The sequence below is a fragment of the uncultured Sphingomonas sp. genome (genome assembly GCF_964237335.1).
Classification (GTDB): domain Bacteria; phylum Pseudomonadota; class Alphaproteobacteria; order Sphingomonadales; family Sphingomonadaceae; genus Sphingomonas.
Genome location: NZ_CAXSHM010000017.1, coordinates 20,873 through 46,142, shown reverse-complemented (window position 1 = coordinate 46,142; position 25,270 = coordinate 20,873). Strand labels below are relative to the sequence as shown.

31 protein-coding genes and 1 tRNA gene are annotated in these 25,270 nt (G+C 67.3%); 16 read left to right on the top strand and 16 right to left on the bottom strand.

Features of this window, described 5'->3' with window-relative positions; genetic code table 11:
* The first annotated feature begins 67 nt into the window (after positions 1 to 67).
* The 4 genes from ACFE65_RS10200 to ACFE65_RS10185 all read left to right on the top strand — a co-directional run bounded on the left by ACFE65_RS10200 (position 68) and on the right by ACFE65_RS10185 (position 2,321).
* A complete protein-coding gene (locus ACFE65_RS10200) occupies positions 68 to 430 on the top strand; it encodes a hypothetical protein (protein WP_375382253.1) in 363 nt (120 codons plus the stop codon).
* A 46-nt stretch (positions 431 to 476) separates the two neighbouring features.
* Positions 477 to 815 (top strand): hypothetical protein, encoded by a 339-nt coding sequence (locus ACFE65_RS10195; protein WP_375382296.1) that lies wholly within the window; start codon positions 477 to 479, stop codon positions 813 to 815.
* A 123-nt stretch (positions 816 to 938) separates the two neighbouring features.
* On the top strand, positions 939 to 2,033 hold the full coding sequence (locus tag ACFE65_RS10190) for a catalase family protein (RefSeq protein WP_375382252.1): 1,095 nt from the start codon (positions 939 to 941) through the stop codon (positions 2,031 to 2,033).
* A 15-nt stretch (positions 2,034 to 2,048) separates the two neighbouring features.
* Positions 2,049 to 2,321, top strand: a complete 273-nt coding sequence (locus ACFE65_RS10185) for a UvrB/UvrC motif-containing protein (protein WP_375382251.1) — start codon at positions 2,049 to 2,051, stop codon at positions 2,319 to 2,321.
* 35 nt (positions 2,322 to 2,356) lie between these two features.
* Here the strand turns inward: ACFE65_RS10185 and ACFE65_RS10180 are convergent, their stop codons facing one another.
* From ACFE65_RS10180 to ACFE65_RS10170, 3 genes are all read right to left on the bottom strand, one after another.
* On the bottom strand, positions 2,357 to 2,593 hold the full coding sequence (locus ACFE65_RS10180; protein WP_375382250.1) for a hypothetical protein: 237 nt from the start codon (positions 2,591 to 2,593) through the stop codon (positions 2,357 to 2,359).
* 130 nt (positions 2,594 to 2,723) lie between these two features.
* Positions 2,724 to 4,019 (bottom strand): Hsp70 family protein, encoded by a 1,296-nt coding sequence (locus ACFE65_RS10175; RefSeq protein ID WP_375382249.1) that lies wholly within the window; start codon positions 4,017 to 4,019, stop codon positions 2,724 to 2,726.
* 136 nt (positions 4,020 to 4,155) lie between these two features.
* Positions 4,156 to 6,564: a TonB-dependent receptor gene (locus tag ACFE65_RS10170; protein ID WP_375382248.1), complete on the bottom strand. Its 2,409-nt coding sequence runs from the start codon at positions 6,562 to 6,564 to the stop codon at positions 4,156 to 4,158.
* A gap of 511 nt (positions 6,565 to 7,075) precedes the next feature.
* On the opposite strand from ACFE65_RS10170, the gene ACFE65_RS10165 reads away from it, so the two are divergent.
* Positions 7,076 to 7,951, top strand: coding sequence for an MBL fold metallo-hydrolase (locus ACFE65_RS10165; RefSeq protein ID WP_375382247.1), 876 nt, complete (start codon positions 7,076 to 7,078; stop codon positions 7,949 to 7,951).
* Positions 7,952 to 7,966: 15 nt separating this feature from the next.
* Here ACFE65_RS10165 and ACFE65_RS10160 read toward each other — a convergent pair whose 3' ends face one another.
* The 5 genes from ACFE65_RS10160 to ACFE65_RS10140 all read right to left on the bottom strand — a co-directional run bounded on the left by ACFE65_RS10160 (position 7,967) and on the right by ACFE65_RS10140 (position 11,489).
* Positions 7,967 to 8,278, bottom strand: coding sequence for a PilZ domain-containing protein (locus tag ACFE65_RS10160; RefSeq protein ID WP_375382246.1), 312 nt, complete (start codon positions 8,276 to 8,278; stop codon positions 7,967 to 7,969).
* Between the two features lie 80 nt (positions 8,279 to 8,358).
* The gene (gene rpmE / locus ACFE65_RS10155; protein ID WP_375382245.1) at positions 8,359 to 8,586 is read right to left on the bottom strand and encodes a 50S ribosomal protein L31; all 228 of its coding nucleotides are present in this window, start codon (positions 8,584 to 8,586) and stop codon (positions 8,359 to 8,361) included.
* A 102-nt stretch (positions 8,587 to 8,688) separates the two neighbouring features.
* The gene (locus ACFE65_RS10150) at positions 8,689 to 9,249 is read right to left on the bottom strand and encodes a DUF2497 domain-containing protein (RefSeq protein WP_375382295.1); all 561 of its coding nucleotides are present in this window, start codon (positions 9,247 to 9,249) and stop codon (positions 8,689 to 8,691) included.
* A gap of 36 nt (positions 9,250 to 9,285) precedes the next feature.
* Positions 9,286 to 10,800, bottom strand: coding sequence for a TolC family outer membrane protein (locus tag ACFE65_RS10145; protein WP_375382244.1), 1,515 nt, complete (start codon positions 10,798 to 10,800; stop codon positions 9,286 to 9,288).
* A 5-nt stretch (positions 10,801 to 10,805) separates the two neighbouring features.
* Positions 10,806 to 11,489 (bottom strand): protein-L-isoaspartate O-methyltransferase, encoded by a 684-nt coding sequence (locus ACFE65_RS10140; RefSeq protein ID WP_375382243.1) that lies wholly within the window; start codon positions 11,487 to 11,489, stop codon positions 10,806 to 10,808.
* 162 nt (positions 11,490 to 11,651) lie between these two features.
* On the opposite strand from ACFE65_RS10140, the gene ACFE65_RS10135 reads away from it, so the two are divergent.
* The 6 genes from ACFE65_RS10135 (at position 11,652) to ACFE65_RS10110 (ending at position 16,020) form a co-directional block, all read left to right on the top strand.
* Positions 11,652 to 11,777, top strand: coding sequence for a hypothetical protein (locus ACFE65_RS10135; RefSeq protein WP_375382242.1), 126 nt, complete (start codon positions 11,652 to 11,654; stop codon positions 11,775 to 11,777).
* Positions 11,778 to 11,898: 121 nt separating this feature from the next.
* Positions 11,899 to 11,972 (top strand) — tRNA-Cys (locus ACFE65_RS10130).
* Positions 11,973 to 11,998: 26 nt separating this feature from the next.
* Positions 11,999 to 13,087: a glycosyltransferase gene (locus ACFE65_RS10125; RefSeq protein ID WP_375382241.1), complete on the top strand. Its 1,089-nt coding sequence runs from the start codon at positions 11,999 to 12,001 to the stop codon at positions 13,085 to 13,087.
* Positions 13,087 to 13,818, top strand: coding sequence for a sugar phosphate nucleotidyltransferase (locus ACFE65_RS10120; protein ID WP_375382240.1), 732 nt, complete (start codon positions 13,087 to 13,089; stop codon positions 13,816 to 13,818). Before ACFE65_RS10125 ends, ACFE65_RS10120 begins: the two co-directional genes overlap by 1 nt.
* Entirely contained in the window at positions 13,815 to 14,603 is a 789-nt protein-coding gene (locus tag ACFE65_RS10115; RefSeq protein ID WP_375382239.1) for a PIG-L deacetylase family protein, read from the top strand. Before ACFE65_RS10120 ends, ACFE65_RS10115 begins: the two co-directional genes overlap by 4 nt.
* A 223-nt stretch (positions 14,604 to 14,826) precedes the next feature.
* Entirely contained in the window at positions 14,827 to 16,020 is a 1,194-nt protein-coding gene (locus tag ACFE65_RS10110; RefSeq protein ID WP_375382238.1) for a YihY/virulence factor BrkB family protein, read from the top strand.
* On the opposite strand, the gene ACFE65_RS10105 is transcribed toward ACFE65_RS10110, so the two are convergent.
* Positions 15,994 to 16,407: a (deoxy)nucleoside triphosphate pyrophosphohydrolase gene (locus tag ACFE65_RS10105; protein WP_375382237.1), complete on the bottom strand. Its 414-nt coding sequence runs from the start codon at positions 16,405 to 16,407 to the stop codon at positions 15,994 to 15,996. The two genes, ACFE65_RS10110 and ACFE65_RS10105, sit on opposite strands and share 27 nt — an antisense overlap.
* 31 nt (positions 16,408 to 16,438) lie before the next feature.
* Between ACFE65_RS10105 and ACFE65_RS10100 the strand changes: the two genes are divergently transcribed.
* Complete coding sequence (locus tag ACFE65_RS10100; RefSeq protein WP_375382236.1) at positions 16,439 to 16,657, top strand: Flp family type IVb pilin; 219 nt, start codon at positions 16,439 to 16,441, stop codon at positions 16,655 to 16,657.
* A gap of 131 nt (positions 16,658 to 16,788) precedes the next feature.
* Positions 16,789 to 16,956 carry a Flp family type IVb pilin gene (locus tag ACFE65_RS10095; RefSeq protein ID WP_375382235.1) on the top strand — a complete coding sequence of 56 codons (168 nt, stop codon included), beginning with the start codon at positions 16,789 to 16,791 and terminating at the stop codon, positions 16,954 to 16,956.
* Between the two features lie 58 nt (positions 16,957 to 17,014).
* On the opposite strand, the gene ACFE65_RS10090 is transcribed toward ACFE65_RS10095, so the two are convergent.
* The 4 genes from ACFE65_RS10090 to ACFE65_RS10075 form a co-directional block, all read right to left on the bottom strand.
* Positions 17,015 to 17,977, bottom strand: a complete 963-nt coding sequence (locus tag ACFE65_RS10090) for an acetyl-CoA carboxylase carboxyltransferase subunit alpha (protein ID WP_375382234.1) — start codon at positions 17,975 to 17,977, stop codon at positions 17,015 to 17,017.
* An 86-nt stretch (positions 17,978 to 18,063) separates the two neighbouring features.
* Positions 18,064 to 19,005, bottom strand: coding sequence for a tyrosine-type recombinase/integrase (locus ACFE65_RS10085; RefSeq protein WP_375382233.1), 942 nt, complete (start codon positions 19,003 to 19,005; stop codon positions 18,064 to 18,066).
* Complete coding sequence (locus ACFE65_RS10080; protein ID WP_375382232.1) at positions 19,002 to 20,738, bottom strand: hypothetical protein; 1,737 nt, start codon at positions 20,736 to 20,738, stop codon at positions 19,002 to 19,004. Before ACFE65_RS10080 ends, ACFE65_RS10085 begins: the two co-directional genes overlap by 4 nt.
* A gap of 49 nt (positions 20,739 to 20,787) precedes the next feature.
* Positions 20,788 to 20,925: a hypothetical protein gene (locus ACFE65_RS10075; RefSeq protein ID WP_375382231.1), complete on the bottom strand. Its 138-nt coding sequence runs from the start codon at positions 20,923 to 20,925 to the stop codon at positions 20,788 to 20,790.
* 71 nt (positions 20,926 to 20,996) lie between these two features.
* On the opposite strand from ACFE65_RS10075, the gene ACFE65_RS10070 reads away from it, so the two are divergent.
* The 3 genes from ACFE65_RS10070 to ACFE65_RS10060 are packed head-to-tail and all read left to right on the top strand — an operon-like array spanning position 20,997 to position 22,773.
* Positions 20,997 to 21,536: a shikimate kinase gene (locus tag ACFE65_RS10070; RefSeq protein ID WP_375382230.1), complete on the top strand. Its 540-nt coding sequence runs from the start codon at positions 20,997 to 20,999 to the stop codon at positions 21,534 to 21,536.
* Entirely contained in the window at positions 21,533 to 22,633 is a 1,101-nt protein-coding gene (gene aroB, locus ACFE65_RS10065; RefSeq protein ID WP_375382229.1) for a 3-dehydroquinate synthase, read from the top strand. Before ACFE65_RS10070 ends, aroB begins: the two co-directional genes overlap by 4 nt.
* Entirely contained in the window at positions 22,633 to 22,773 is a 141-nt protein-coding gene (locus tag ACFE65_RS10060; protein WP_375382228.1) for a DUF2256 domain-containing protein, read from the top strand. The genes aroB and ACFE65_RS10060 overlap by 1 nt, the downstream gene beginning before the upstream one ends.
* Before the next feature lie 7 nt (positions 22,774 to 22,780).
* Here the strand turns inward: ACFE65_RS10060 and ACFE65_RS10055 are convergent, their stop codons facing one another.
* The 3 genes from ACFE65_RS10055 to ACFE65_RS10045 are packed head-to-tail and all read right to left on the bottom strand — an operon-like array spanning position 22,781 to position 25,262.
* Positions 22,781 to 23,113: a DUF423 domain-containing protein gene (locus tag ACFE65_RS10055; protein WP_375382227.1), complete on the bottom strand. Its 333-nt coding sequence runs from the start codon at positions 23,111 to 23,113 to the stop codon at positions 22,781 to 22,783.
* Positions 23,110 to 23,481 carry a diacylglycerol kinase gene (locus ACFE65_RS10050; RefSeq protein WP_375382226.1) on the bottom strand — a complete coding sequence of 124 codons (372 nt, stop codon included), beginning with the start codon at positions 23,479 to 23,481 and terminating at the stop codon, positions 23,110 to 23,112. Before ACFE65_RS10050 ends, ACFE65_RS10055 begins: the two co-directional genes overlap by 4 nt.
* Before the next feature lie 11 nt (positions 23,482 to 23,492).
* The gene (locus ACFE65_RS10045) at positions 23,493 to 25,262 is read right to left on the bottom strand and encodes a cation:proton antiporter (RefSeq protein WP_375382225.1); all 1,770 of its coding nucleotides are present in this window, start codon (positions 25,260 to 25,262) and stop codon (positions 23,493 to 23,495) included.
* Positions 25,263 to 25,270: the final 8 nt, after the last annotated feature.

The window sequence follows — 25,270 nt, the reverse complement described above, 5'->3', positions numbered from 1 at the left end:
TCGGGTTCGAGCGTGCCCGACCGCGTCGGATTGGGGTATCAAGGTGGGCAGATCGGGATCGGAGCGCATGGTGAGCGAAACGTCGAAGGCTTGGGATGGCGAGTTGGTCCGCAAATGGCTCGAAAGCCGTGTCGGGGCTGCCAGGCTCGATCAGGCGGCGGCGGACAGGCGGGGATACGAGGCACGCGACGACTATGACAAGGCCGCCGCCGAGGAATGGGTCTGTGCAAGCCTCAAGACTGCCGGGTGCACCGACGCCCAGGCTGCGTTCGCCACGCGCCTGAAAGAACTGCTTGGGCAGGACGAGTTTCACATCACGGGCGTCTACGACGATCGACGCGTGGAACAGCATGTCCGCGCGAACCTCAGGAAACTTGCCAGGATGACAAAGACGAATGATGGGTTCGCAAACACGTTGCGGCATCAATGATGGTGCGCTGATGGAGCGCAAGCGCATCGATCATCCAGGTGGACATATGGCCCGCAAACATTCGAAACTCGATCCCTACGGCGATGCGCATCGCACGGAGGAAGCTCCGCCGACGATCGTCGCCTGCTGGCTCTGCGGCCGACCGACCGGCAAGACGATCGTCTGGCATCATCCGGTGCCCAAGAGCCGCGGCGGCCGGGACGTCGTCCCCATGCACCCCATCTGCCAGCAGACGCTGATCGCCAGTTTCACCAACTCGGAATTGCAGCGACACGGGATGGACGTCGAGGGCCTACTGGCCGACCCCGCGGTGCGCAAGTTCGTCGATTGGGTGTCGAAAAAGGATCCCGACTTCACCGCGACCATGACGAAGAAACAGCGCTGATCCGCCGGTCTCGCCGACCTGAGCGCGGTGCGCATTGTCGATCGTCGGACTGTCCTCGCGATGACGATCGCTTCATGTCGGCAAACCGTGCAACCGCCGTAACTCGCCCGACGTTTACCAAAAATGCTGCAGAACCTCGCTCCGCTCCGCTTCGATCCCTCGTTCGAGGTCATCAGTCCGGACGAGGACGGTACTCAACGCGGCCTGACCGAAGCCATGTTGTCCATCCAGCGGAAAACCCATTCCGACGAAGGTCACGCCTATCGCGCCGTCCATGCAAAGGCGCATGGATATGTGCGGGCCCGGTTCGATGTTCTGCCCGGACTTCCAGCGTCGCTGGCGCAAGGCCTGTTCGCGACGACCGGCAGCTACGACGCCATCATGCGCTTTAGCACGACTCCGGGCGACATATTGGACGACAACGTCTCCACCCCGCGCGGGGTGGCGCTGAAGGTGCTGGGTGTGCCCGGCGCTCGGCTGCCCGGCAGCGAGGCGGACAGCACGCAGAACTATGTCCTCGGCAACTCGCCGTCGTTCCAGGTCGCGACCGCTGAGGGGTTCCTGAAGCAGCTGAAGGTGCTGGCCAAGGCCACCGGCCATGCCGAACCGGCCAAGCAGGTCTTCTCGGTGCTGTCCCGCAATGCCAACGCGGCACTTGAGACGGTAGGCCAGAAGTCGGCGACGCTGACCACGCTTGCCGGGCAGGCGCCGACGGAGTTGCTGGGTGACAGCTTCTATTCCCAGGCGCCGCTCCTCCATGGCGACTATTTCGGCAAAGTGGCGGTCGTGCCCGTTTCCACCGAACTCACCGCGCTTTCGGGGCAGTCGATCAAACTATCGGGTCATCCCGACGCGATCCGCGAGTCCGTCGAGGCCTATTTCCGCGCCTGCCCCGCCGTCTGGGAGCTGCGCGTCCAGCTCGCGACCGACATCGACAAGATGCCGGTCGAGGATGCCGCGACCGACTGGCCCGAGACGGAGAGCTCCTACCAGCCCGTCGCGCGCATCACCGCCCTGCCCCAGGAGAGCTGGTCCGACGAGCTTCGGGAGTTGGTCGAGGATCGGCTGGCCTTCAGTCCCTGGGTCGGCCTTGCCGCGCATCGGCCGCTCGGCTCGATCATGCGCGCGCGTCGGCCCGCCTACGCCGCCGCGCGGGACTATCGCGCCCACGCCAACGGCGTCTCGATCCACGAGCCGACTGCGAGCTCCGGCGCCTGATCGAAGCGCCGAGCCATGAGTCAGACTCTCCATCACCTTCGCGAGCAAATGGAAGCGGCCGCCGCCGCGCTGGATTTCGAGGAGGCGCGGCGGCTGCGCGATCAGATGAACATCATCCGGGGCGGTGCCGACGTCGAGCAGGCGACCGGTATCGACACGGCCGGGATCGCCCGCCAGCGGTCCGGCGCGATGGGGCTGGGGTCGAACCGGCAGCATGTGACCCCGCCGCCTGGTTGGACGCCGCCTAAGAAACCCGACTCAATGACAAAAGGGCGACGACGCAAGTAGGTCCTTGCGGTTCACCACACAGGCCGGCTGATGAGTTAGCCCGGGAGGTCGGACTCGAGCAGTCGCAACGGCTTGTCGAGAGTACCGACGCAGACGTAAAGCGTCTCGACGCCGATATCGGCTGCCCAGCGCACCCCGGCCTCCTCCGCCTCGGCACTTGTCGCAAAGTCCGAGCCGCCGACGATCGAAACGGACTCTTCCTCCTCGTCGGTCTTGCACAAGGCGGATGTGCTGAGACGCCAGGATGTTGGCGATTGCTGCTCGATCCGCAAGCAATCGACGTCGATCGGTGCTGGCTCGCCAAGCGGCAATTTGAGAACGTCCACGATGTTTCTCCACCTAGCCCACGGCACGAACGCAACTCTGGCCGCTTGGGTCCTCGAACCCGGCGAACAGCCGCCTTCAGCTCGTCAAGGCGCTCGGGTCCGGTTGCGTCGCGATCAGTGCCAGGCCGTGCGCGATCGAGGTGAGTTCGCCCCCGGCCGCGATCCGGTCGGCGCCGAACCGCTTCTCGAAGATCGATCGCACGGCAGGTACCAGCGACGTTCCCCCGGTCAGGAACACCCGGTCGACCGCCGCCGTATCCAGCCCGGCGTTCGCGAGCGCTCGATCGACCGTTCCCGCAATCCTGGCGAGATCGTCGGCGATCCAGGCTTCGAAGTCGGCGCGCGTCACCGTGGCTTCGATATCGAGACCGGCACCCGAGAAGGAGAACGTTGCCTCCGCACCTTCGGACAAAGCGCGCTTCAAGCGACCGACGGCGTCGTACAGCGGGAACCCGAGCTCGTTTTCGATGACGGCGATCATTCGCGCGATCGCATCTGGATCGATGGCGCTGCGACGCAGCCGATCGAGTTCCCCCAGCGTGCGCCGGTTGCGCATCAGCGCGAGTTTAGACCAGTCGGCGAAGTCTGCGAAATAGCCGTCCGGGATCTCCAGCGCCCGATCGAACGACCGATAGCGGCCGCCTTTGCCCAACAACGGGAGGATGAGGCGATCGACGATCCGATAGTCGAACCGGTCGCCCGCCAAACCGATCCCGGCATGACCCAGCGGCGTGCAGCGAGGTTCGACGCCCGGCCCGGCCACCCGCACGACGGAGAAGTCGCTGGTGCCACCGCCGAAGTCGGCCACCAACAGCGTCGCGGGCTCGGTCAGGCTTTCGGCATGGCCGAACGCCGCGGCCAACGGCTCATACACATAATGTATCTCATCGGCGAAGCCGGCGAACATCGCGTCGTACCGCTGGCGGGCGAGGATCGGGTCGGGCCGGCTTCCGGCATATTCGATCGGGCGCCCGATCACCACCCGGTCGAGCCGGCTCAGCGAACCACCAGCCTGGGCGACGAGGCGTTCGAGGAACAACCGGCCAAGCTCCTCGAACCGGTAGCGTCGATCGAAGACGGACGCGGTCTCGAACGCATGGCTCGCGGCGACGGACTTGAAGGACTGGAGGAACCTGCTGTCTTCGGGGCAGTCGAGATACTCGCGGATCGCCGCCGGTCCGCCTTCCACGGCCATGCCGCCACCGCGATCGTCGTCATGCCAGAAGCACAGGGCAGACCTGAAGACGTCGAGCGCGCCGTCGGGCCCGGCGAACGACAGCAGCCGCGGCGGGCCATCAGGGACGCCGATCGCCGCCACGGTGTTGGTCGTACCGAAGTCGAGGCCGGCCACGTGCGGCAGCGAAGATGCCATTGCGACGCACGCTCCTTGGCGACAGCGGGCCGGCTATGTCGTCGAAGGTGCATCCAGACAAGACGGCCCCGCGAGGATGACGACGGTTTCGCGTCGACCTCGCGGGGTCGTAAGGGTCAGGCCTTCCCGATGATGCTCAGTATCGAAACCGGAGCGTGCCACCGAACGTGCGCGGCGCGCCCAGAAACGCGTCGAGCACACCCGTCGCATTGGACGGTACGTTCTGGAAGCCGGAGTCGAACGCGACCTGCTTGTAGTTTGTGTCCAGCATGTTCTCGACCCAGGCCTCGATCGCCCATCGATCGTTCTTCGGACCGAAGGCCAGACGGGCGTTCATCAGCGTGTACGCCTTCTGAAGCTTGCCTGGATCGAGGTCCGAGCCGGTGTTGTAGTCCGAACTGTACTTCGCGCCGACGTTCAGCCGCGCCTTGTAGCTGTCGCCGAGCGGCTGCGTATAGGTGCCGGACAGCGACGCCGACCACAGCGGCGCGAGGGACAGCCGCGACTTTCGCTGGCCCTGGAAACCGGTCCGTGCGACCAGGTCGGCCAGTTGCGCGGGGGTGAGGTCGTAGCGGGTGTCGGCATAGGTCGCACCGCCCTGGAAGGTGAGCCGCGACGAGGTGAACCACACGAAATCGACGTCGGCGCCCTTGCTGACGACATGCGGGACCGAGTCGACCACGAACACCAGGCCGTTGAAGGTGTTGAGCTGGAACCCCGTGTAGCGCTGGTAAAAGCCGGTGACGTTGAAGAGCAGCTTGCGATCGAACAGCGTCGCCTTCTCGCCGACCTCGAATGCGTTGTTGGTCTCCTGCGCAAACGCAGTGTTGGTGATCGGGGTTATCACGGCCGCGCTGCCCGACGCGCATCCGGTGGTGCCGACCGCGCATTCGACACGGTCGACGTTGAAGCCGCCTGCCTTGTAGCCGCGCGCGTAGGACGCATAAAGCAGCAGATCGCGATTAATCTTATACGCAAGTTTCGCGGTGCCGGACAGATTGTGCTCCGTCTCCTGCTGATGATCGAAGAAGTTGTTGTAGCCCGGGCTCAGAAACGGAAGGCAGAGCGTCTCGTTGACTGCGGACAGGGCCGTTGCGGCCGCAGGGTTGACGGCGCTGAGGATGCCGAAGGCCGTGTTCGCCGCGCCACAGCCGGTGCCACCACCGATGTTACTGCTGTAGCTGTTCAACGACTTGCTGTCGATCGTGTAGCGGAGCCCGACGTTGAGGTTGAGCTTGCTCGTCAGATGCAGCGTATCGTTGGTGAACAGCGCGACCGTGTCGTCATCTTGGCGATATTGGTCGAGCGATCCGGAGTTCGGCGCGTAGTTGACGCCGCGCGCGCCGTTGCTGCTCACAAATGGGAAGGTCAAGCCGCTCTGCAGGAACGTCGGGTCGGCACGTCCCTCGACAAGCGGCGACAGGGCGAGGCTGAGGTACGGCGTGAACGCATTGCCCGTCAGGATGCTCGAGTTCTCGTGCAGGTTCTCATACGAGTAGAAGGCGCCGACCAGGTAATCCAGGCCCGTGGACGAGCCTGCGTAACGCAGTTCCTGGCTCATCGTGCGGAACTTGGACGAGTTGCTATTGTCGTCCGGCAGATAGAGCAGATCGAGCGTCGAGAAGTCCGTATCGAACCCGCCCGACACCTTCCAATTGCGATATGCGGTGATCGAGGTGAGCGTTCCCGGCCCGATCTCTCCGTCGAGTTGGAGCGATATACCGCCGTCCCGCGTCCGCTGCTCATCGGGACGGTTCGCGTACGCGGTGCGCGCGTAAGGGTTGCTGGGATCGCCGTCGTTGCCGCCCAGCGCCGCGACGACGCCATTGGCCAGATTTGGCACAGGCGCCTGGCTGGCGCGGGTGATCACCGCAATGCAGCAATGCTCGTCGCGATACGAGTAGTCGGCGATCAACCGCGCGGTCAGCGTGGGGGTCGGCTTCCACAGGAGCTGACCGCGCACGGTGTAGAAGTTGCGATCGGTGTCGCGTGTCGCCGTGTTCGGCCCGGCGCCGTCGTTGACCCGGAAATAGCCGTCGCGCTGACGGTCCGCGAAGTACAGGCTGACGGCGAGCTTGTCGGCAACAGGACCGGTTACCTCGGCCGCGCCGCCGATCGCGCCGTAATTGCCGGCCGTGAAGTCGGCGCTGGCGTGGAAACTGAACTGCGGAAGCGCCGTCAGGATGTTGATGACGCCGGCGGTCGCCGACTTGCCGAACAGCGTGCCCTGCGGCCCCTTCAGCACCTCGATCCGGTCGATGTCGCCGATGTCGCCGAAGCCGACGCCGTTGCGCGAGCGATAGACGCCGTCGATGACGATGCCGACTGACGATTCCAGGCCGGGATTGTCGCCGACGGTGCCGATGCCGCGGATGCGCGCGGTCGTCGAGGCCTCGCTGCTCGTCGAGGTGACCAGCAGGCCGGGCGCCAGCAACGCCAGATCCTTGATGTCCTTGACGCCGGTATCCTGCAGCAGCTGCCGGTTCACCGTCGTGACGACGATCGGCACATTCTGCAGGCTTTCGTTGCGCTTCTGCGCCGTCACGATGATGTCATCGACGCTGGCCGGGGTAGCACCGGGAACCGTTGGACCGGTAGACGGGCCGGCCAGGGGTGCCTGGGACCGCGATGCCGATGTGCTGGTGGGGGGGGTCGGCGTCGGGCCAATCTGACCGTCTCCGGCCGCCGGCGATGCCGCCGATTGTGCCGATGCCGGCAGCGACTGTATCGCGATCGCCAGAACGGCAGTCGCCAACGTACCCCGCAGAACTGCCTGTGCAGTCATCCCAATCTCCTAATGCCGCGCCGCCTTTTTGGCGATCACTATGCCGGCAAGCATGACGGTAAGAAGATGAAGTGGCAACACCAAATCAGGACGGAGGCGGCGTTCTCGCATCGCCTGTTTCGTCGCGACTAAAGGGCCTTGATCCGATCGTTCGTTTGACAGACCGCAAGCGACGTCGTCATCCGGTCGGCACCGTTTGCGGTCGTCGCCGCCTTCCCGGAATGGCTAAACCACGCGTCGACTTTCCCCGTACGTCCCGGAGGCCCTGGCCATGAAATCCCGTTTTCTATTTGTCGTCTCCGCAGGCGTGGCGAGCGCCATCGCGGTGGCGGCTCCGGTGCCGGTCGGCCCCGCCGCCAAATCCTTCCGGCTCGGCGCGTTTCGCGTGACGGCGCTGCGAGACATGGTCAACGCGGTGCCCAACGACGGCAGCGTTTTCGGCAAGGATGTCGGGCCGGCCGCGGTCAAGACGCTGCTCGATGCCGATCACCTCGACGACACGACGCTGCAACTCGGCGTCGACGCATTGCTGGTGCAGGAGCCGGGGCGCACGATCCTGATCGATACCGGCCTCGGACCCAAGGTAGGCGGCGCCCTACCCCGCAGCCTCGCGCTCGCGGGCATCGATCCGGCCGCGGTGACCGACGTGCTCATCACCCATTCCCATGGCGACCATGTCGGCGGGCTTGTCACCGCGACCGGCGCCTTGGCCTTCCCCAATGCGACCATCCGCCTGTCCGCGACGGAGTGGGCGTGGATGCAGGGCAAGCCAAGCAATGCCGAACTCGCAGCGGCGATAGCGTTCAAGGTGCGGACCTTCTCACCCGGCGGCGTCGTCGCGCCGGGCATCCGCTCGGTGCCGCTGGCGGGCCACACGCCCGGTCATGTCGGCTATCAGATCAAATCCGAAGGCCAGCGGCTGATCGACATAGGCGATGTCGCGCACAGCGCGGTCGTGTCGCTGGAGAAGCCGGCATGGATCAACGGCTACGACACCGACGCGACCGGTGGCCGTGTCCGACGCGAGACGACGCTCGCCATGCTGGCCGCGCACGGCGACCATGTCTTCGCTCCCCATTTTCCGTTCCCGGGCACGGGGAAGATCGTGAAGACGGCATCCGGCTATGCCTGGCAACCGGATCGCTGAAGACTGGCGGCAGGATCAGCGCGAGAGCAACGCCTGCAGCAGCGCCGGTTCAAGCGGCGCATGGAACTGACAACCGGCCGTGTAGTCGTCCGCCCACATCACGTCCGCGGCCACCTGCCCTGCCTCCGGAAGCGTCAGCCATATCGTGCTGCCCTTCTTGAGCGCGGTGTAGGTCTGCAGCCGCGCGCCATGGATCGACACGTCGACTACCTTGCACAGCGCGCGCCCAAACCCGCCAAGGCCGATGCGCGCATCGAGCGAGATCGGCGCGCGCGGGCTACGGCGGCGACGGTCCGACGGGGCAGGTTCGAACTCGGCGGCGAACATCGGGACGGCTCCTCTTGGAACACGCCTACGGCCCGATCGTAAACGGCGGGTAAACTACACCGCCATCCCTATGGAAAAGCTCAGCGCTTTAGCGTCAAGCCGCCGAACCGCTTGTTGAAGCGCGCTACCTGACCACCGGCATCGAGCAGGCGCGAGTTGCCGCCGGTCCAGGCCGGATGCGCCAGCGGATCGATGTCGAGCTGCATCGTGTCGCCTTCCTTACCCCAGGTGGAGCGGGTCTCGAACACGGTTCCGTCCGTCATCTGCACCTTAATGGTGTGATAGTCGGGGTGCAGGTCTTTCTTCACGACGTTCGGCTCCTGATGGCGGCTGGTTCCCGACCAGCCCGAGGATCGCGCGGCCCTACACGCTGCGCCCGCGCCGCACAAGGTGCGGGCCCGGTCCGGCCTTCAGCGCCGGCTGGAGATGATCTTCTGGATTTCGCGCGCCACCAGGTCTTCGACGAGTGCCGGCAGGTTGGCATCTAGCCAGTCCCGCAACATCGGGCGGAGCATGTCGCGGACCAGCCCCTCCAACGTGCCGTCGGCGCCCGGTTCGGGCTTGATCAGCATGCGCGACAGCTGGTCGAGCGCGCCGCGTGTCGCCTCGACGGTAACGGAAGAGACGATCGGCGTGGCGTCGATCGCCGGCTCGGGCTGCCGGTGGGGCGTTGGCGTCGCTGACGGCTCGGGCGTTTGGGCGGCACGCTTCTCGACGGCCGGCGTGGCCACGGGCGCAGGGTCCTGAGTGCGCTCCACGGAGCGCATTGGCTCGGCGCGGATCGCATCGACGGGCCGTTCCTGCGGCATCGGATCGCTGAGCTCCAGCACCTCGTCCTCCACCGCCGGCGGCGGTGCGGCGCGACCGGCACGACGGCCACGGCCAGGTACGGCCTCGCCCTCCTCGGCGATGATGCGTTTGATCGACGACAGGATTTCCTCCATCGACGGCTCGCTACTCAGATCCCCCATCGTCGCCCCCATGCTCATCGATCCGCCAGACGCATGTCAGCGACTTGGCGCGTGCTCACCTGTCGTCAGATGCTGGCTGGTGTCAACGGGGGTATCGAGCGAGGGGTCGAGCGGACGGCTGAGTTCCGCGTTCTGCGCCGGCGTCGCGGCCGTGCTGGTGCCGACGGGATAGGTCGCGTCGTCGCCGACGCCGAACACGCGGTGCCGGACGGTCGCGTAATGCGCGATCGGATCGTAGAGCGCGCCGCCGTCCAGCCCGAGCGTGTTCGCCTGCGCCTGGCCCATCGCGGCCAGCAGCGCGAAGCCGGCGACATAGGCGTCGCGTTGCGCGGTCACGAGCGTAACCTGGCTGTTGAGCAGTTCCTGTTCGGCGTTGAGAATGTCGAGGATCGTGCGGCTGCCGACGCTGTTCTCCGCCCGGACGCCCTCCAGCGACAGCTTGTTGGCGTTCACCGCCTGCTGCGACGACTGAATGACCTGTTCGGATGAGCGCCAGACCGCATAGGCCGCGCGCGTCGTCGCGATCACGCTGCGCTCGGCGTCCAAAGCCTGTTCGATCGCGGCATTGCGCTGCGCCTGCGCGCGCCGGATCGTGGCGGAGATCGCGCCGCCCGAAAAGATCGGCAGGTTGACGGTCGCGCCGACAGTACCCGACAGCGCGTCCTGGCCGACGCGCACCCCGGTTCCCGCGCCCAACGAACCGAGGTAGTTGTAGTAGTTACCGCCGAGCACCGCATTCAGCTGCGGCAGCCGTCGCGCACGGGCGGCCGCGACGTCGTAATTCGTCGCCTCGCGCTCCTTCTGATAGGCGAGCAGCGTCGGGTTGTTCTTGAGCGCCACCTCGACTGCCGCATCGGGCGTGTCGGGCAGGTGCGGCAAGGCGGGCGGCTGTTCGAGGACGCCCGGCGGTGTGCCGATGACGCGGATGTAATTCTCGCGGCTGGAGATCAGGTTCGCCTGCGCCGACTGGAGCTGCGCCCGCGACAGGCTAAGCCGGGCGTCGGATTGCGCGACGTCTGTGCGGGTCAGGTCGCCGACCTGGAACCGGTCCCGCGTCGCCTGCAGGTTGACGTCGAGGACGTGGACGTTCTGCTGGTTCAATCCGACGATCGCGTCGTCGCGGATCGCGTCCATATAGGCGGCGACGACGGCGGTGAACAACGTCGACTCGGTGCCGCGCAACCCGAACTGCCCCTCCGTCACCCGCGTCTCCGCGGCGCGCACGGTGCTGCGGACCAGGCCGCCGGTATAGACGGGCACGGTGACGGTCGCCTGCCCCGTCGTCTGGCGCTGAGGCGAGGCGAGCGTGTTGGTCGTGCCGAACGCGTTCTCGACATAGCCCGCGTTGACCCCCACCGACGGCAGGCCCGCCGCGCGGGCGATCGGCACGCCCTCGTCCGCCGCGCGCTGTGCCGCCTGCGCAGCGGTCAACGTCGGACTGGTCCGGTACGCCTTGACGAACGCCTCGCGCAGCGTGTCGGCGGTGACGGGCGACATCCCGGAAAGCGCGCCGACCAGGAGCAGCGCTCTAAGACGCGAAAAACGGTTCATCGCATTCAGAAGGTGAAGGCGCGAGGCCGGTTGAAGCCGGGCAACATCACGCAATCCGCATCGGCGAAGGCGGCGAGCCCGAACCCACGCTCCCCGCGACGCCCGCTCGCGAGCCGGGTCACGCCGCGATCGGCGAGACCGGTGACGATCCGGCCGCCGACGCCAAGCTGATCGAGCAGTGACGTGGGCACTTCCTCGACCGCGCCATCGATGACGATCACATCATAAGGTGCCGCAGCCGGATGGCCGGCGGCGAGCGCGCCCTCGACGACCTGGACATCCGCCGTCGTCGCGAGTGCCGTCCGAGCCATCTGCGCCAGCGTAGCGTCAGCTTCGACGGCGATCACGTTCCGTACCAGGAGCGCAAGGATGGCAGCCGAATAGCCGGTGGCGGCCCCGATCAAAAGAACGTGATCTTCCGGCCGCAGATACGCTTCGTTGAGGAGCCTGCCGGTCGCCATCGGCAGGTTCAGCGCTCGCCCGCGCCCGAGCGGAATGGCAGTATCGCGATAGGCCAAGTCCCGAGAGGCCGACGGCACGAACCGCTCCCGCTCGACCGTCGCCATCGCCGCGACAAGGCGGGCATCGTCAACGGCTGTCGTGCGCAACTGGCTCGTCACCATCGCCTGCCGCATGGTAAAAAAATAGGCCGCGGTGCCGACGCCCGCGCTTTCGATCGATCCGTTCATAGCCCCCGTTCGCACAGCTGTCTTACCGAAGCAACACACTTATGCTTCGGTTGTATAGCTGCGCTCGGATCATGCAAGCGGGTCGATCAGAACATGCCGGCTGCGTGCATCCCGATAAGAAGCCCTCCCCACAAGGTACTGCCCACGAAGATCGACGCGATCATGCCGCCGATGGGCGTCAACAGCTTGGGAAACGAAACGCTCGGCGCAAGGGAACGCGGCATCGTCGGACCTCTCCAGCAGGCGCTCTACGGCGCGTTCATCCAACCTTGGTGGTGGCTGTCATGAGAACGCAATATCATTCACTTGGTTCATTCCTCGTAAACGATCGCCAGGGTTGAGCCATCGAGCCGGCGACCGAGGGTCGATGGTTGACCACCAAGGCAAAACCGATCATCAGCCGCGCCGTGGCCCGATGGCGGAGTGGTTACGCAGAGGACTGCAAATCCTTGCACGCCGGTTCGATTCCGGCTCGGGCCTCCACCCTTCCCCTGTTTCGGCGAGCGCGATTGCGGATCACGATCTTCGGGCTGACCGTCAGCTCCTCGTGGGGAAACGGCCATGCCACCTTGTGGCGCGGCCTTACACGCGCGCTCGCCGCTCAAGGTCATGCCGTTACGTTCGTCGAGCGCGACGTTCCCTGGTACGCCGAACACCGCGACGTGACACAGCTGCCAGGTGGAGATCTGTTCCTCTACACCGACTGGCAACAGGTACTTACCGAGCGACGTCGGCTGCTCGATGCGGACGTGGTGATCGTCACCTCCTATTGCCCCGATGCGGTGGCCGCCACGCGCCTTGCCGAGCAGGACAGCCAAGCGCTCCGGTTGTTCTACGATCTCGACACGCCGGTGACGCTGGCGCGGCTCGCGGCCGGCGAGATCATTGATTACCTGCCGCCCGAGGGACTCGGTGGTTTTGATCTTGTCTTGAGCTATACCGGTGGCCCTGCCCTCGCCGCGCTCGAACAGCAGCTCGGCGCCCGCGCCACGGCGCCGCTGTACGGCCATGTCGATCCTGATGCTCACCGGCCGGTGGTCGCCGACAGACTGTTCGCGGGCGACCTGTCGTATCTCGGCACCTACGCCGCCGATCGCCAGCCCGCGCTGGCCGAGCTGTTCGTCGCGCCCGCCGCGGCGATGCCCGACGCGCGGTTCGTGCTGGGCGGCTCGCGCTATCCGGCTGAGTTCCCCTGGCGGCCGAACATCTGGTTCATGGATCATGTCGCGCCCCCCGACCACCCGGCGTTCTTCGCCTCGTCGCGGCTGACGCTCAACGTCACTCGGACGGACATGGCCGCGATGGGCTGGTGCCCGTCGGGGCGGCTGTTCGAAGCGGCGGCATGCGGCACCGCGATCGTCTCGGACTGGTGGGACGGGCTCGACGCGTTCTTCACGCCCGGCGAGGGTATACTGATCGCGAGGGATCGGGCGGACGTTCTGTCGGCGCTAACGATGGATCGGGACGAGGTGGCCCGGATCGCGGCCCGCGCTCGCGACCGGGTGCTGGCGCAGCACAGCTCGGCAGCGCGCGCGGCGGAGCTCGTGCGCCTGATCGAGGGCGTCACCTCGTCCGCGTCGCGATCGGTCGATGCCTGATGTGGGGCATCATCCCGGCCGCCGGCAACGGCACACGGATCCAGCCGCTCGCCTTTTCCAAGGAACTCCTGCCCGTCGGCAGCCGGATCGAGGCGGACGGCAGTGAACGGCCCAAAGCGGTGAGCGAGTATCTGGTAGAGCGAATGGTGGCAGGTGGCGCGACCCGCATCTGCTTCGTGATCTCGCCCACTAAATCCGACATCGTGCGCTATTTCGGCGGCGGTATAGGACAGGTCGAGACGGCGTTCGTCGTCCAGCCCCAGCCCGCCGGGCTGTGCGATGCGATCTTTCGCGCCTGCGCGGTGGTTGGGCGGGACGAGCCGGTGCTGGTCGGGCTGCCCGACACCATCTGGTTCCCGGCGGACGCGTTGCGGCACCTGCCGGACGACCGGTTGTCCTTCCTGCTGTTCCCGGTCGAGCGCCCGGAGCTGTTCGACGCTGTCGTCATCGATGCGGATGGACGGGTGCAGGCGATCGAGGTGAAGGCCCCTGCCCCGCAGACAAATTGGATATGGGGCGCCTTCAAGATGCCGGGTCGGGTTCTGCACGAGCTCGCGGCGATATGGCGGGAGCCCGGACGCGAGGACGAATATTTCGGCACGCTCGTCAACGCATGGCTCGCGCGCGGCAACGGCGCGCTGGGGATTCGTGCCGGCGACAGCTACGTGGATGTGGGGACGCTCGGGGGATACCGTTCCGCCATCGCGCTGCTTGCCGGACCGGCGGCGTGAGGAGCGCCGACGACTGGGCGCGGCTGCTCGCATCCGGCCGGCCGATCGAGGAACCGGTCGCACTGGTCGTTGCGCATCCCGACGACGAGACGTTGTGGGCGGGCGCCGCGCTGGGGCGACTGCGGTCGGCGACGCTGGTGCTCGTCACCGACGGCGCGCCCGAAGACATGGCCGATGCAAGACGGCTCGGCTTCGCCACGCGGGCGGACTATGCCGCCACGCGGGCGGAAGAACTGCAAACGGCTATTGCAGCGCTCGAAGGATCGCTAAGCCTTCAACGATACGAGGTGCCTGACCAAGGCGCCACCACCTGCGTCGCCGACATCGCAAGCCGATTGATCGAGAACTGCCCCGATGTCATGGCGTTCCTGACCCACCCATATGAAGGAGGTCACCCCGATCATGACGCCGTCGCGCTGGCCGTACGTCTCGCCGCCGACCGACTCGGCGTGCCGGTGGTCGAGTTCGCCTGTTACGCCCGCTTCGATAGGTCGCGCGTGTTCGCACGCTTCGTGCCCGACGCACGTTGCCCGGAGCATGTCCGCTCGTTGAACGATGGCGACCGGGAGCGCATCGAGCGCGCGTTGCGGGCGCACGCCAGCCAGGCCTCCGTGTTCGGGTCGTGGCGCCCGACGGTGGAGCGCTGGCGCGCCGCGCCGCGCTACGATTTCACGCAACCGCCGCCGGGAGAGGCCGTCTTGTACGACGAGTTCGGCTGGGCGATGACCGGCGCGCGCTGGCGTGCGGCGACGCGCGAGGCAGCGGAGGCCGTGACGTGTCGCTGACCATCCTTTATCTAGGCCGTCGATCGGTGACGATCGTGCCCGGAGCAGAGCTCTGGTATCCCTCGCCCTATCCGGCGCGGCAACGAGATTTCATAGACAAGGCTGGCGTGCAGCGCCGCGACTTACGAGCAGGCGGCGGTGACGCGGCCTCATCCATCCATCCCGCGCAACTCCCGGTTAGGCCGGTTGTTGTCGGAAAAACGAACCAGGAGCTCGCCCACGTATGGACAATACCGGCCGACACGCAACAACGCCTTGGGCGATCCCGCTAAGCGGATGGAAACAGGTGTTCGTCCGCGTGTGGAACGAGTCCGGCAAGGACAACATCGGCCTCGTCGCGGCGGGGGTCGGCTTCTACGGCTTCCTTGCGATCGTGCCGCTGCTTGCGGCCACCGTGCTCACTTATGGACTGGTGGCGGACAAGGCGACGGTGGTTGCTAACTTCCACTCGATGCTCGCGGTCATGCCGGCGGAAGCGGCGAAGCTGATCGGCGACCAGCTGTTGCAGATGGTGGACACGCCCAACAGCAAGAAGGGCCTGGGGCTCCTGGTCGCGTTGATGCTGGCGCTGTTCAGCGCGCGGAACGGCGCCGCCTCGGTCATCACGGCGCTCAACATCGCCTATCAGGAGACGGAGAAGCGCGGGATCATCTGGCTCAACGCACTGGCGTTGCTCATCACCGTGGCGGCGGTGGTTCTGGCGGTATTCACCGGACTCGCGATCACCTCGATGGCCAAGCTGGAGGCGCTGATCCCGAACGCCTCAGGGGTTGGACTGGTCGCCGGAAAGATCCTCTCATACCTGATACTCGCGTCGGTCGGCGCGGTAACGATCGGCGCCCTGTACCGTTACGGCCCGTCCCGCGCGCAGGCACGCTGGGTATGGCTGACGCCGGGATCGCTGTTCGCCAGCGTCTTGTGGATCACGCTGACGTTCCTGTTCGGCATCTACGTCACCAACTTCGGCAACTACAACGCGACTTATGGATCCCTCGGCGCAATCGTCGTGATGCTGACCTGGCTCTATCTGTCGAGCTATGTGCTTCTATTCGGAGCCGAACTCAACGCCGAACTGGAGCATCAGACGGACCATGACACGACCACGGGTCGCTCGCTCGAGCTCGGCCGGCGCGGCGCGTTCGTCGCCGACCATGTCGCGGACGCCGGGCAGAAGGCGCTTCCGGCTCAGGGGCAGGCCGTCCCCGCGCTGTCGGACGGATCGGCAACGGCGGACTATGCGACCGCACGAGCGGGAGCGCATCTCGTCCGCGTGGTCCGGGTCGGCAAGGTCGGGCCGGCCACGACGGCGCTCGCGACGGTCGGACTGGCGCGCCTTCGTCGGCGCGGCAAGGGCCGCCAGGGCCTCATCCTGTTGGCGGCAGCCGGCGCACTAGCGTTCTGGCGTCGCCGCGATTAGCGCGTCGACCAGCGGCCGGTCTGGAGCGGGCATCGGAAGGTCCGCCAGCTCGGACGGACGATGCCAAGCAAGTGCGGAAGCGGACAAGGGGCGCGGCTCGCCCGACCAGCGTCGGACGGTGTAGAGCAGCAACACAAGGTGGCGCTCGTCCAGCGGTGCCGAAGTGAAGAGCATCGGGTGCATCGCGTCGTCGCCGACTTTGATGTCGAGCTCCTCGCGCAATTCGCGTACCAGCGCGGCCTCGGGCGTCTCACCCGCTTCGACCTTGCCGCCCGGGAACTCCCAAAGACCTGCCAGGCGACCAGCGTCCCGTTGTTGCACCAGCACACGACCGCTTGCGTCGACAAGGGCGGCGGCGACGACGAGAAACGGCAGGCCCTTTGTCATAGCTTAACCTTCGTTATCGTAGTCTTCCACGATGGACGCGCCCCCGACCTGCGACAAGTCAGCCGCCCGCCGATCCTATCGTGTGCCGGTCGACAGGCTGTTGCGCGACCGGCGTGGTGCAACCGCAGTCGAATATGGCTTCATTCTCGCGTTGATCGTCTTGGCGATGATCGGTGCGCTGACCGACGTCGGAAATGTCACAAGCTCGATGTGGAATAACATCAACACCAAAGTAACCAACGCGCAATGACCCCGCGTCCATGTGAAATTACTCAGGCGGGCTTAAACGTTTGTCAACCTGCCCTCACTAGTTACGACGGTGCTGCTCCGGGGGAACCGGCTCAGCCGGGTGTTATGAAGCTTCGAACATTGGAGACCACAATGCAGACGATTCGCAAGTTCATCAAGAACAGCAAGGGCGCGACCGCCATCGAATACGGCCTCATCGCCGCACTGATCGCCGTGGCCGCCATTGCCGCCATGCAGGGCCTGGGCAACCAGCTGAGCAAGACGTTCGGTAACGTCACGACGAACATGAAGGTCAGCTGATCTGGCTGCCAGCTAGTCTGGAGGGGCGGTGGACTTCAGGTCCGCCGCCCTTCTCGTTTCAGGCTGACCGGGTTTCCGTTCGGCCCATCGCCAGGAACTTGTCCCGGCGACCGAGCCGCAGTTGCTCGGAGGATTGGTCGGACAGGTCCAGCAGCGCGGAGGCGAGCGCGTCGGCCAGACTGGCGATCGCCTCGGCCGGACCACGATGCGCGCCGCCCAACGGTTCAGGGATGATCGCATCGATCACGCCGAGGGTCTTGAGGTCCTGCGCCGTGACCTTCATCGCTTCGGCCGCCTCCGGCGCCTTGTCGGCGGTTCGCCACAGGATGGACGCGCACCCTTCCGGGCTAATGACCGAATATACGGCGTGCTCGAACATCAGCACGCGGTTTCCGGCCGCCAGCGCGACCGCTCCGCCCGAGCCGCCTTCCCCCACCACCGCCGCGACCATCGGGACGCCGAGCGCCAATGCCGCCGCCGTCGAGCGGGCGATCGCCTCCGCCTGGCCGCGCTCCTCGGCCTGCACGCCGGGGAAGGCGCCGGAGGTATCGACCAGCGTCACGACCGGCAGCCCGAATCGGTCGGCTAATTGCATCAGCCGGATCGCCTTGCGATAGCCCTCCGGCTTGCCCATGCCGAAGTTGTGCCGCAGCCTGCTCGCGGTATCCGCGCCCTTCTCATGCCCCAGCACCATCACGCGCCGACCACGGAACCGGGCAAAACCGCCCAGGATGGCCTGATCGTCCGCGAAGGCGCGATCGCCGGCAAGCGGCAGGAACTCTTCGAACAGCCCGTCGACATAGTCGTGGAAGTGCGGCCGCTCCGGGTGGCGGGCGACCTGCGTCTTCTGCCACGGCGTCAGCTTCGCGAAGGTGTCGCGCAGCAATTTGTCGGACTTCGCTTGTAGCTTGCGCATCTCCGGCTTGATGTCGACCTCGCCATCAGCGGCACTATCGCGCAGGTCGTCGATCCGGCCCTGCAGTTCGGCGATCGGTTTCTCGAACTCCAGAAAGGTCGGCATGGAATGATCTGGTCCCGTCCGGGCAGGGCCGGTCGTCGCCCGCCATCGTTCTAGCGCCGTGCAGGATGCACGCGAGATGGCGCGGATTAAGGCGCTCCAGGGTCCCGGTCAACGATAGCGGGAACCGGAGCGCGATCCGAGAGAGGGTGCCGGGTCGTCACCAGGTCCACCAGCCGAGAGGTCTCCACATGCGTGTAGATCTCGGTGGTGGCGATGTCGGCATGACCGAGCATCGACTGCAGCGCACGCAAGTCCGCTCCGCCTTCCAGCAAATGGGTCGCGAACGCGTGCCGCAGCACGTGCGGACTGATCCGCTCGGGCGGGATGCCGACTTCCGCGGCGAGCGTCCGGACCAGTTGGAACAGGCGCACACGCGACAGATAGGTGGTACCGGAGGGGAACAGGAACGAGCTTGCGGCGGGAACATGGTTTCGCCACGCCGTAACCGCGGCGCGCGAGCGGTCCGACAGCGGCACCAGCCGCTCGCGCCCTCCCTTGCCACGGACGATCATGTACGGGCGATCGGGCGCCACCGCGTTGCGGGGCAGCGACACCAATTCGGTCGCGCGAAGCCCAGAGCCGTAGAGCAACTCGAGCAGGGCGGCGAGTCGCCGGTCGCGGGGATCCGGCGGGTCCCGCGCCAACCGCGCGGCGATGCCCGCGAACAGCCGGGCGACCTCGTCGTGGTCCAGCGTGCGCGGCAACCCTCGATGCGCACCCGGGCGCGGCAGCGCGCCGCCCGGATCGTCGGCGCGGTGACCTTCCTCATGAAGGAACGCGAAGAACCGCCGCGTGGCGGCCGCCTTCCGCGCGACCGTCGCCTTGGATAGCCCCTGCCACTCCGTCGACAGCCGGCCGAGGGCGCCCGCGTCCGCCTCCGCTAAACCGCCGTCGAGCGCTGCGGAGGCAAGCGTCAGGTCGCTGCGGTACGCCGCCAGCGTGTTGCGCGCCGCGCCCGCTTCGGCCGCCATCATCTCGAGGAAACGCTCCACCAGCGCCCGATCGTCGAGAACTCGACTGTGGCTCACGCGCGGGCGATGGCCTCGGCCGCGATCATCCGGGCCTCGCCGTCGAGGCCGGCGGCACGCAGTGCGTCGACGATGCGATACAATGCCTCGGGCGGCACGCCGCGCCAGGCCGGCGACTGCATCCCGATCGCCGCCAGGAGGACCACCATGCCGGGCTGCCCCCGGCGAACCGCGCGATCGAGCGCGCGGGTCCAGCTGTTCTCCGCCCCGATCCGTACCTCCAGGGTCTTCGCGCCGCGTTCGACATCGTCCGGGTTCAGCCGGCCAAGTCCCGCGAGGCCGGCGAACAACAGCCGCTGCTTCAGCGCTGCGTCGCCAGTGCCGGAATAGCGGCTCAAGACGCCATAGGAAACCGACCCGGCCGTGTCGGGATCGGCGAGCATCAGCATCGCCCAGGCGTCGCTTCCCTCCGCGACATGATCTCGCCAGCGACCCGCCGTGCGATCGAGCCCGGCGCTGAGCATCGAGGCGATCAGCCGGTCGGCGTCAGGCTCGGTCTTCCCCGGCATCACTCGAGCGGCGGCCTGCGCGGTCAGGATCAGGCGGGCATAGGCCGTGCTTGTACCTACCGCGCCCCACAACCGCCCGAGTGCCGCGCGCCGCGCCTCCGGCGTCGGATCCTCGTACGAAGCCCGCAGGTCGTCCGAGATCTCGGAAGCGCCCGCCGCCTCGTCCTGCGCCTCGTTGAGCGAGGCATAGAGGTCGACGAGGGCGGCACTCGACAAGACGCCCGTGGTCGCGGCGATATCGGCAGGCGCCGCCCGGCTCGACGCGGGGATGCTGGGCGAAAGCGCCCGCCAGCCGGCGACCTGCGGCCCCGCGGTCGCATAGAGCGTGTCTGGGATCGCGACCCCGGTCGCGGTCGCCAAACCGTAACGCCAGGCGGTAAGCTGGCTCACCAAGTCCCACTCGATCGTCACCGCCTGCCGACCTTGGCCGCCAGCACCGACGACCTTCTGCGCGAGCTGATAGTCGATGCCATTCGCGACATGCTGGCGGCGCGCGGCGGCCAGCAGCGGAAGCGCCGCCGCCGGCGTGCCGGACAGCGACACGCAGATGGGCTTGGCCAGCTTCCACGCCCGTTCGGGATCGCGCTGCGCAGCTGTGTCGACCAGCGGGCAGAGCGCCGCCGGGTCGCCGGTGGCCAGCGCCACCTGCATCGCGACCTGATAGAGCTTGGGCGTATAATTGTCGTCGTCGACGCCCTGCACCACGGCACGCGCCGCGACCGCCTCCCCCATGCGGAGCAGCAGCCAGGCGCGCTCGGCGGCGAAGTCCGCACCGTTGACGTTCGCGGGCGTATCGAGCGGCGACACCAGCGCGCGCCGCAACGTGATCGCCATCCATCGCGACGCGATCGGGCCGTTCAGCCCGCGCATCAGCGCCTCGATCCAGCGCCCATCGGCATCGCCGAACGCATCCGCCTGCACGCCGCCCTGCACCGGCCCAGAAGCGCCGACCAGCGATAGCGGCCGACGCGCGAAGTCAGGCAACGCATATTGAGCGACCGTCTCGGGGTCGGCGGTTGGGGTCGGCGTGGGTGACAGCGCAGGGCCGGCGGGATCGCCAGGCAGACCGGTGGCCGGCGTCGCCGGCAACGGCTGAACGGTCGCGCCCAGAGAGCCTGTCCGCGGCGTCGAGGATGCCGTTGGCGTCGGGCTCGGCTGCGCCGGCTCGCCGAATCCCGGCGGCAGGATGGACTCCGGTCTTTCCTGCGCTCCGGCGGCCGCCAACCCTATAGCGGCAGCGACAATCACCAGGCCGGCAGCGCCGGCCAGAAGCCTAGCCCGCGAGATTGGCAAGACTGACCGCCTTTTCGACCCGCACGACCGGCTTCTCGCGCGCGCGGCCGGCGAGCAGCACCAGGCCGCCGACGATGACGATCAAGGCGACGATCAACAATGTGAGGGAACGGGACATGGAAAACCTCGACACGCGGGCGAGTGCGGCCTTTTGCCCCCGCCCGTCGGCGCTGTATAGCCGGCGGGACCATGTTGCCAAGCCACGCGCTCAAACCCTTGTGGACCGGGAAGCCGATCGTGCTGATCGGGCTGATGGGCGTAGGCAAATCCACCGTCGGTCGCCGGCTCGCCGTCCGGCTGGGCCTGCCCTTCGCGGACGCCGACAGCGAGATCGAGACGGCGGCCGGCATGACCGTGACGGACATCTTCACGCAATTTGGCGAACCCTATTTCCGCGACGGGGAGCGTCGGGTCATCCGGCGCCTGATCGATGGATTGCCAAAGGTGATCGCGACCGGCGGCGGCGCATTCCTGGATGGTGACACCCGCTCGCTGATCCTCGATCAGGCGGTAGCGATATGGCTGCACGCCGATCCCACGGTCCTCGCCGATCGGGTACGGCGGCGCGACACCCGGCCGCTGCTGCGCGGGCGCGATCCGCTCCAGGTGCTGGCGGACCTCGCGGCGGCGCGCAACCCGATCTATGCGCAGGCACCGATCCACGTCGCCAGCCACCGCGCGCCGCACGACGCCACCGTCGGCGCGATCCTGAAGGCGATCGGGCGATGAAGGTCGTCCCCATGTCGCTGGGCGATCGCAGCTACGACGTGCTGATCGAGGCCGGCCTGCTCGCCCGCGCCGGCGACCACATCGCTCCGTTCGCGCCGCGCCGCGCAGTGGCAATCGTGGCGGACGAGACGATCGGCCAGCACCTGGCGACGCTCACGGCCTCGCTCGACGCCGCCGGCCTTGGCTGGCAGGCGATCACCGTCCCGGCCGGCGAGGCGGCGAAGAGCTGGGGCCAGCTCGAACATGTCTGCGACCGGCTGCTGGCGTTCGAGATCGAGCGGAGCGATCCCGTGATCGCGCTGGGCGGCGGGGTCGTCGGCGACTTGGTCGGGTTCGCGAGCGCGATCCTGAAACGCGGTTGCCGGCTGGTCCAGATCCCCACGACGCTGCTGGCGCAGGTCGACAGCTCGGTCGGTGGCAAGACGGCGATCAACACGCGCGCGGGCAAGAACCTGATCGGCGCGTTCCACCAGCCGGCGCTGGTGCTGATCGATCCCGACGTGCTGGACACGCTGCCCGCCCGCGAGCTGCGCGCGGGCTACGCCGAGGTCGTGAAATACGGCCTGATCGACGACTTTGCCTTCTTCCAATGGTGCGAGGCGAACGGCGCCGCGCTGCTGGCCGGGGACCCGGACGCGCGCGAGCAGGCCATCGCCCACTCTGTGGCCGCCAAGGCGCGGATCGTGGCCGAGGACGAGCATGAGACGACCGGGCGACGCGCGCTGCTGAACCTCGGTCACACGTTCGGCCACGCGCTAGAAGCCGCGGCGGGCTTTGACGGTAGCCTTCTCCATGGCGAGGCGGTGGCGGCGGGATGTGCGCTGGCGTTCGACTATTCGGTCGAGCGTGGCCTGTGTCTCGGGCAGGACCCGGCGCGGCTGAAGGCGCATTGGCGGGCGAGCGGCCTGCCCGACGGACTGGCCGCCGCCAAGGTGAAGGCGTCGTCGCAGCAACTGATCGAGCATATGCGCCACGACAAGAAGGGCAGCGGCGGCCGGATACCCTTCCTGCTCGCGCGCAGGATCGGCGAGACGTATCTCGACCGGGACGTCGATCTTGAAGACGTGGCGGCGTTCCTCGATCGTCAGCCGCGCTGATGCCCAACGGCGTGAAGAAGGCCAATTTGCCGACCAAAATCTGCCCCGCCTGCCAACGCCCGTTCACCTGGCGCAAGAAGTGGGCGCGGGACTGGGATCAGGTCATCTATTGCTCGGACGCGTGCCGGAAGAATCGGTGATCGGGCGTCATCCCCGCGTCCCGATCCAGGCCAGCCACAGCCAACCAGCGATCAGCAGGGCGCCACCTAACGGCGTGATCGCGCCGAACCAGCGTGGCGCCCCCAGCGCCATCAGGTAGAGGGTGCCGGCGAACAGCGCCCCGCCGGCGACGAACAGCCACCCCGCCCCGCGCGCGTCCAGCCGCATCGCGACGAGAGCGGCGACGGCATGGATGAGTTGATAATGCCCGCCCGTCTTCAGCCATTCCGCCGCCTCGCCATGCGCGCCGTGCGCGCCGAACGCCCCCGCCCCTACCGCCAAGGCGCCCGAAAGCGCCGCGACGACCAGCAACCAGTTCATGCCCGCACTCCGTGCCATCCTGCCCACCAGACCGGCGCATAGGCGATCAGGAAGGCCAGTGCGACGGCCAAAGCGGCGGCACCGGCGAGCATCACCGCGCCCGACAGCATGTCCTTCACCGCCTTGATCTCGGGATGGATCTCGGGATGGAGCAGATCGATCAGCGCTTCGAGCGCCGCGTTGACGAGTTCGAGCGCGGTGACAAGCGCCGCGACGATGCCGAACAACGCCCACCAGACCGCCGGAGGGCGGACGACGAGCAACACGACCAGCGCCGCCGACGCGAGCCCGACATGGACGCGAAAGCTGTGCTCACGCCGGAACGCCGCCGCGATGCCCGCCGCCGCGAACCCCAGCCGTTCATGCAACGGACGACCCTTCACGCGTGCGCCTCGTCCGGCGGCGTCTGGAACGGTTCGACCACCATGCGATCAATCCCGGCGCGCAGGTCTCCACTCGCCATCTGCGCGCGCAGCCGTTCGCCGTCACCGTGGCGGTACTCATGTTCGGTACGGTCGATCTCCGCGCCGTCTACGCCGATGTCCACCATCGCCAGCCGCGCCATGCAGACCGCCGATTCGAAAACCTCGCGCATCGTGCCGGCGATCCGCGCGCCGTCCATCTTCATGAGGCTGCGACGATCATAGGCGCGCACGAACACGCTCGCCTCGGGAAAGGCTGCATTGACGCCGTGCAGGATGTTGGCATCGATCACGTCGCCGTCGATGCAGAACAGGATCAACTGCGCGTCTGCCCCGCCGGCCTGTCGCAACAGGTCCAGCCGGGTGCCGTCGCCGTAATAGACTTTGGCGCCGAAGCTGCCCGCGACGTCGATCATCTCCGTATCCTGGTCGATCAGCGTAACGGTGACGCCCTGCGCCAGCAGCATCTGCGCCACTGTCTGTCCGAACCGGCCGTAACCGATCACCAGCGCGCTCGCGCCGTCGGCGTGCGGCGCTTCCCGCGTGCCGCGCGTCTTCGTCTCCGCGCGGAACCGGCGGGTCGCCATCATCAGGAACGGCGTCGTCGCCATCGACAACGTCACGATCGCGCCGAACAGGCTGGCCGCTTCCGGCGCGATCAGCAGCGCGTCCTGCGCCTGCGCGAACAGCACGAATCCGAACTCGCCGCCCTGACTGAGCAGCAGGCCCAGCGCCAGGGCGCCACGCCAGTTCATCCGGAACGCGAGGCCGAGCAGGAAGATAATCGCCGCCTTGGTCGCGATCAGCGCCAACGCCATGCCCACCACGAAGAAGGGCCGCTCGCCGATGGCGTGGAGGTCCAGCGTCATGCCGATCGCGAGGAAGAACAGCCCCAGCAGGATCGAGCGGAACGGCTCGACGTCCGCCTCCAACTCGTGTCGATACGGCGAGTCGGCGAGCATTACCCCCGCCACGAATGCCCCCAGCGCCGTCGACAGCCCGAGCGCTTCCATGACCGCGGCGCTGGCGATGACGGTGAACAGCCCGGCGAAGACGAACATCTCGCGCTCGCCCATGCCGCCGATCACCCGGAAGAGCGGGCGCAGGCCATAGCGGCCCACGATCACCAGTCCGGCAACGGCGGCGACCGTGTAGACGACCATCAGCCACGCGGGCGGCGCGTGCGGGTCCGCCGGCGCGCGGCTGAGCGCGGCGACGATGGTGATGAGCGGCACGATCGAGAGGTCCTGCAGCAGCAGGATCGAGAAGGCGCGCTCCCCGAACGGGGTCCTCAGGCGACCGGCCGACTGCAGCATCGGCAGCACCTGCGCGGTGGACGAGAGCGCCAGCGGCAACCCCAGCGCCAGCGCGGCGGACGGCGAGAAGCCGGCGATCAGCCACACGACCGCCGCGATTGCCACACCGCACGCGATCACCTGCGCCAAGCCGAATCCGAAGATGTCGGACTTGAGCTGCCACAGGCGGGTGGGGTTCAGCTCCAGGCCGACGAGGAAGAGTAGCAGCGTGATGCCGAGCTGCGCGAAACCCATCTTGCCTTCGGCGTCGCCGACGAGGTGCAGCATCTCGGGCCCGACGACCGCGCCCGCGACAAGATAGCCCAGCGTCGCGCCCAGCCCCAGCCGCCGGAACAGCAGCACGAACGCCAGCGCGAAGCCGAGCATCACGACCCCGTCGCGCAGCAACGACCCCGGCCCGGCGCCCGCCATCAGCGCCG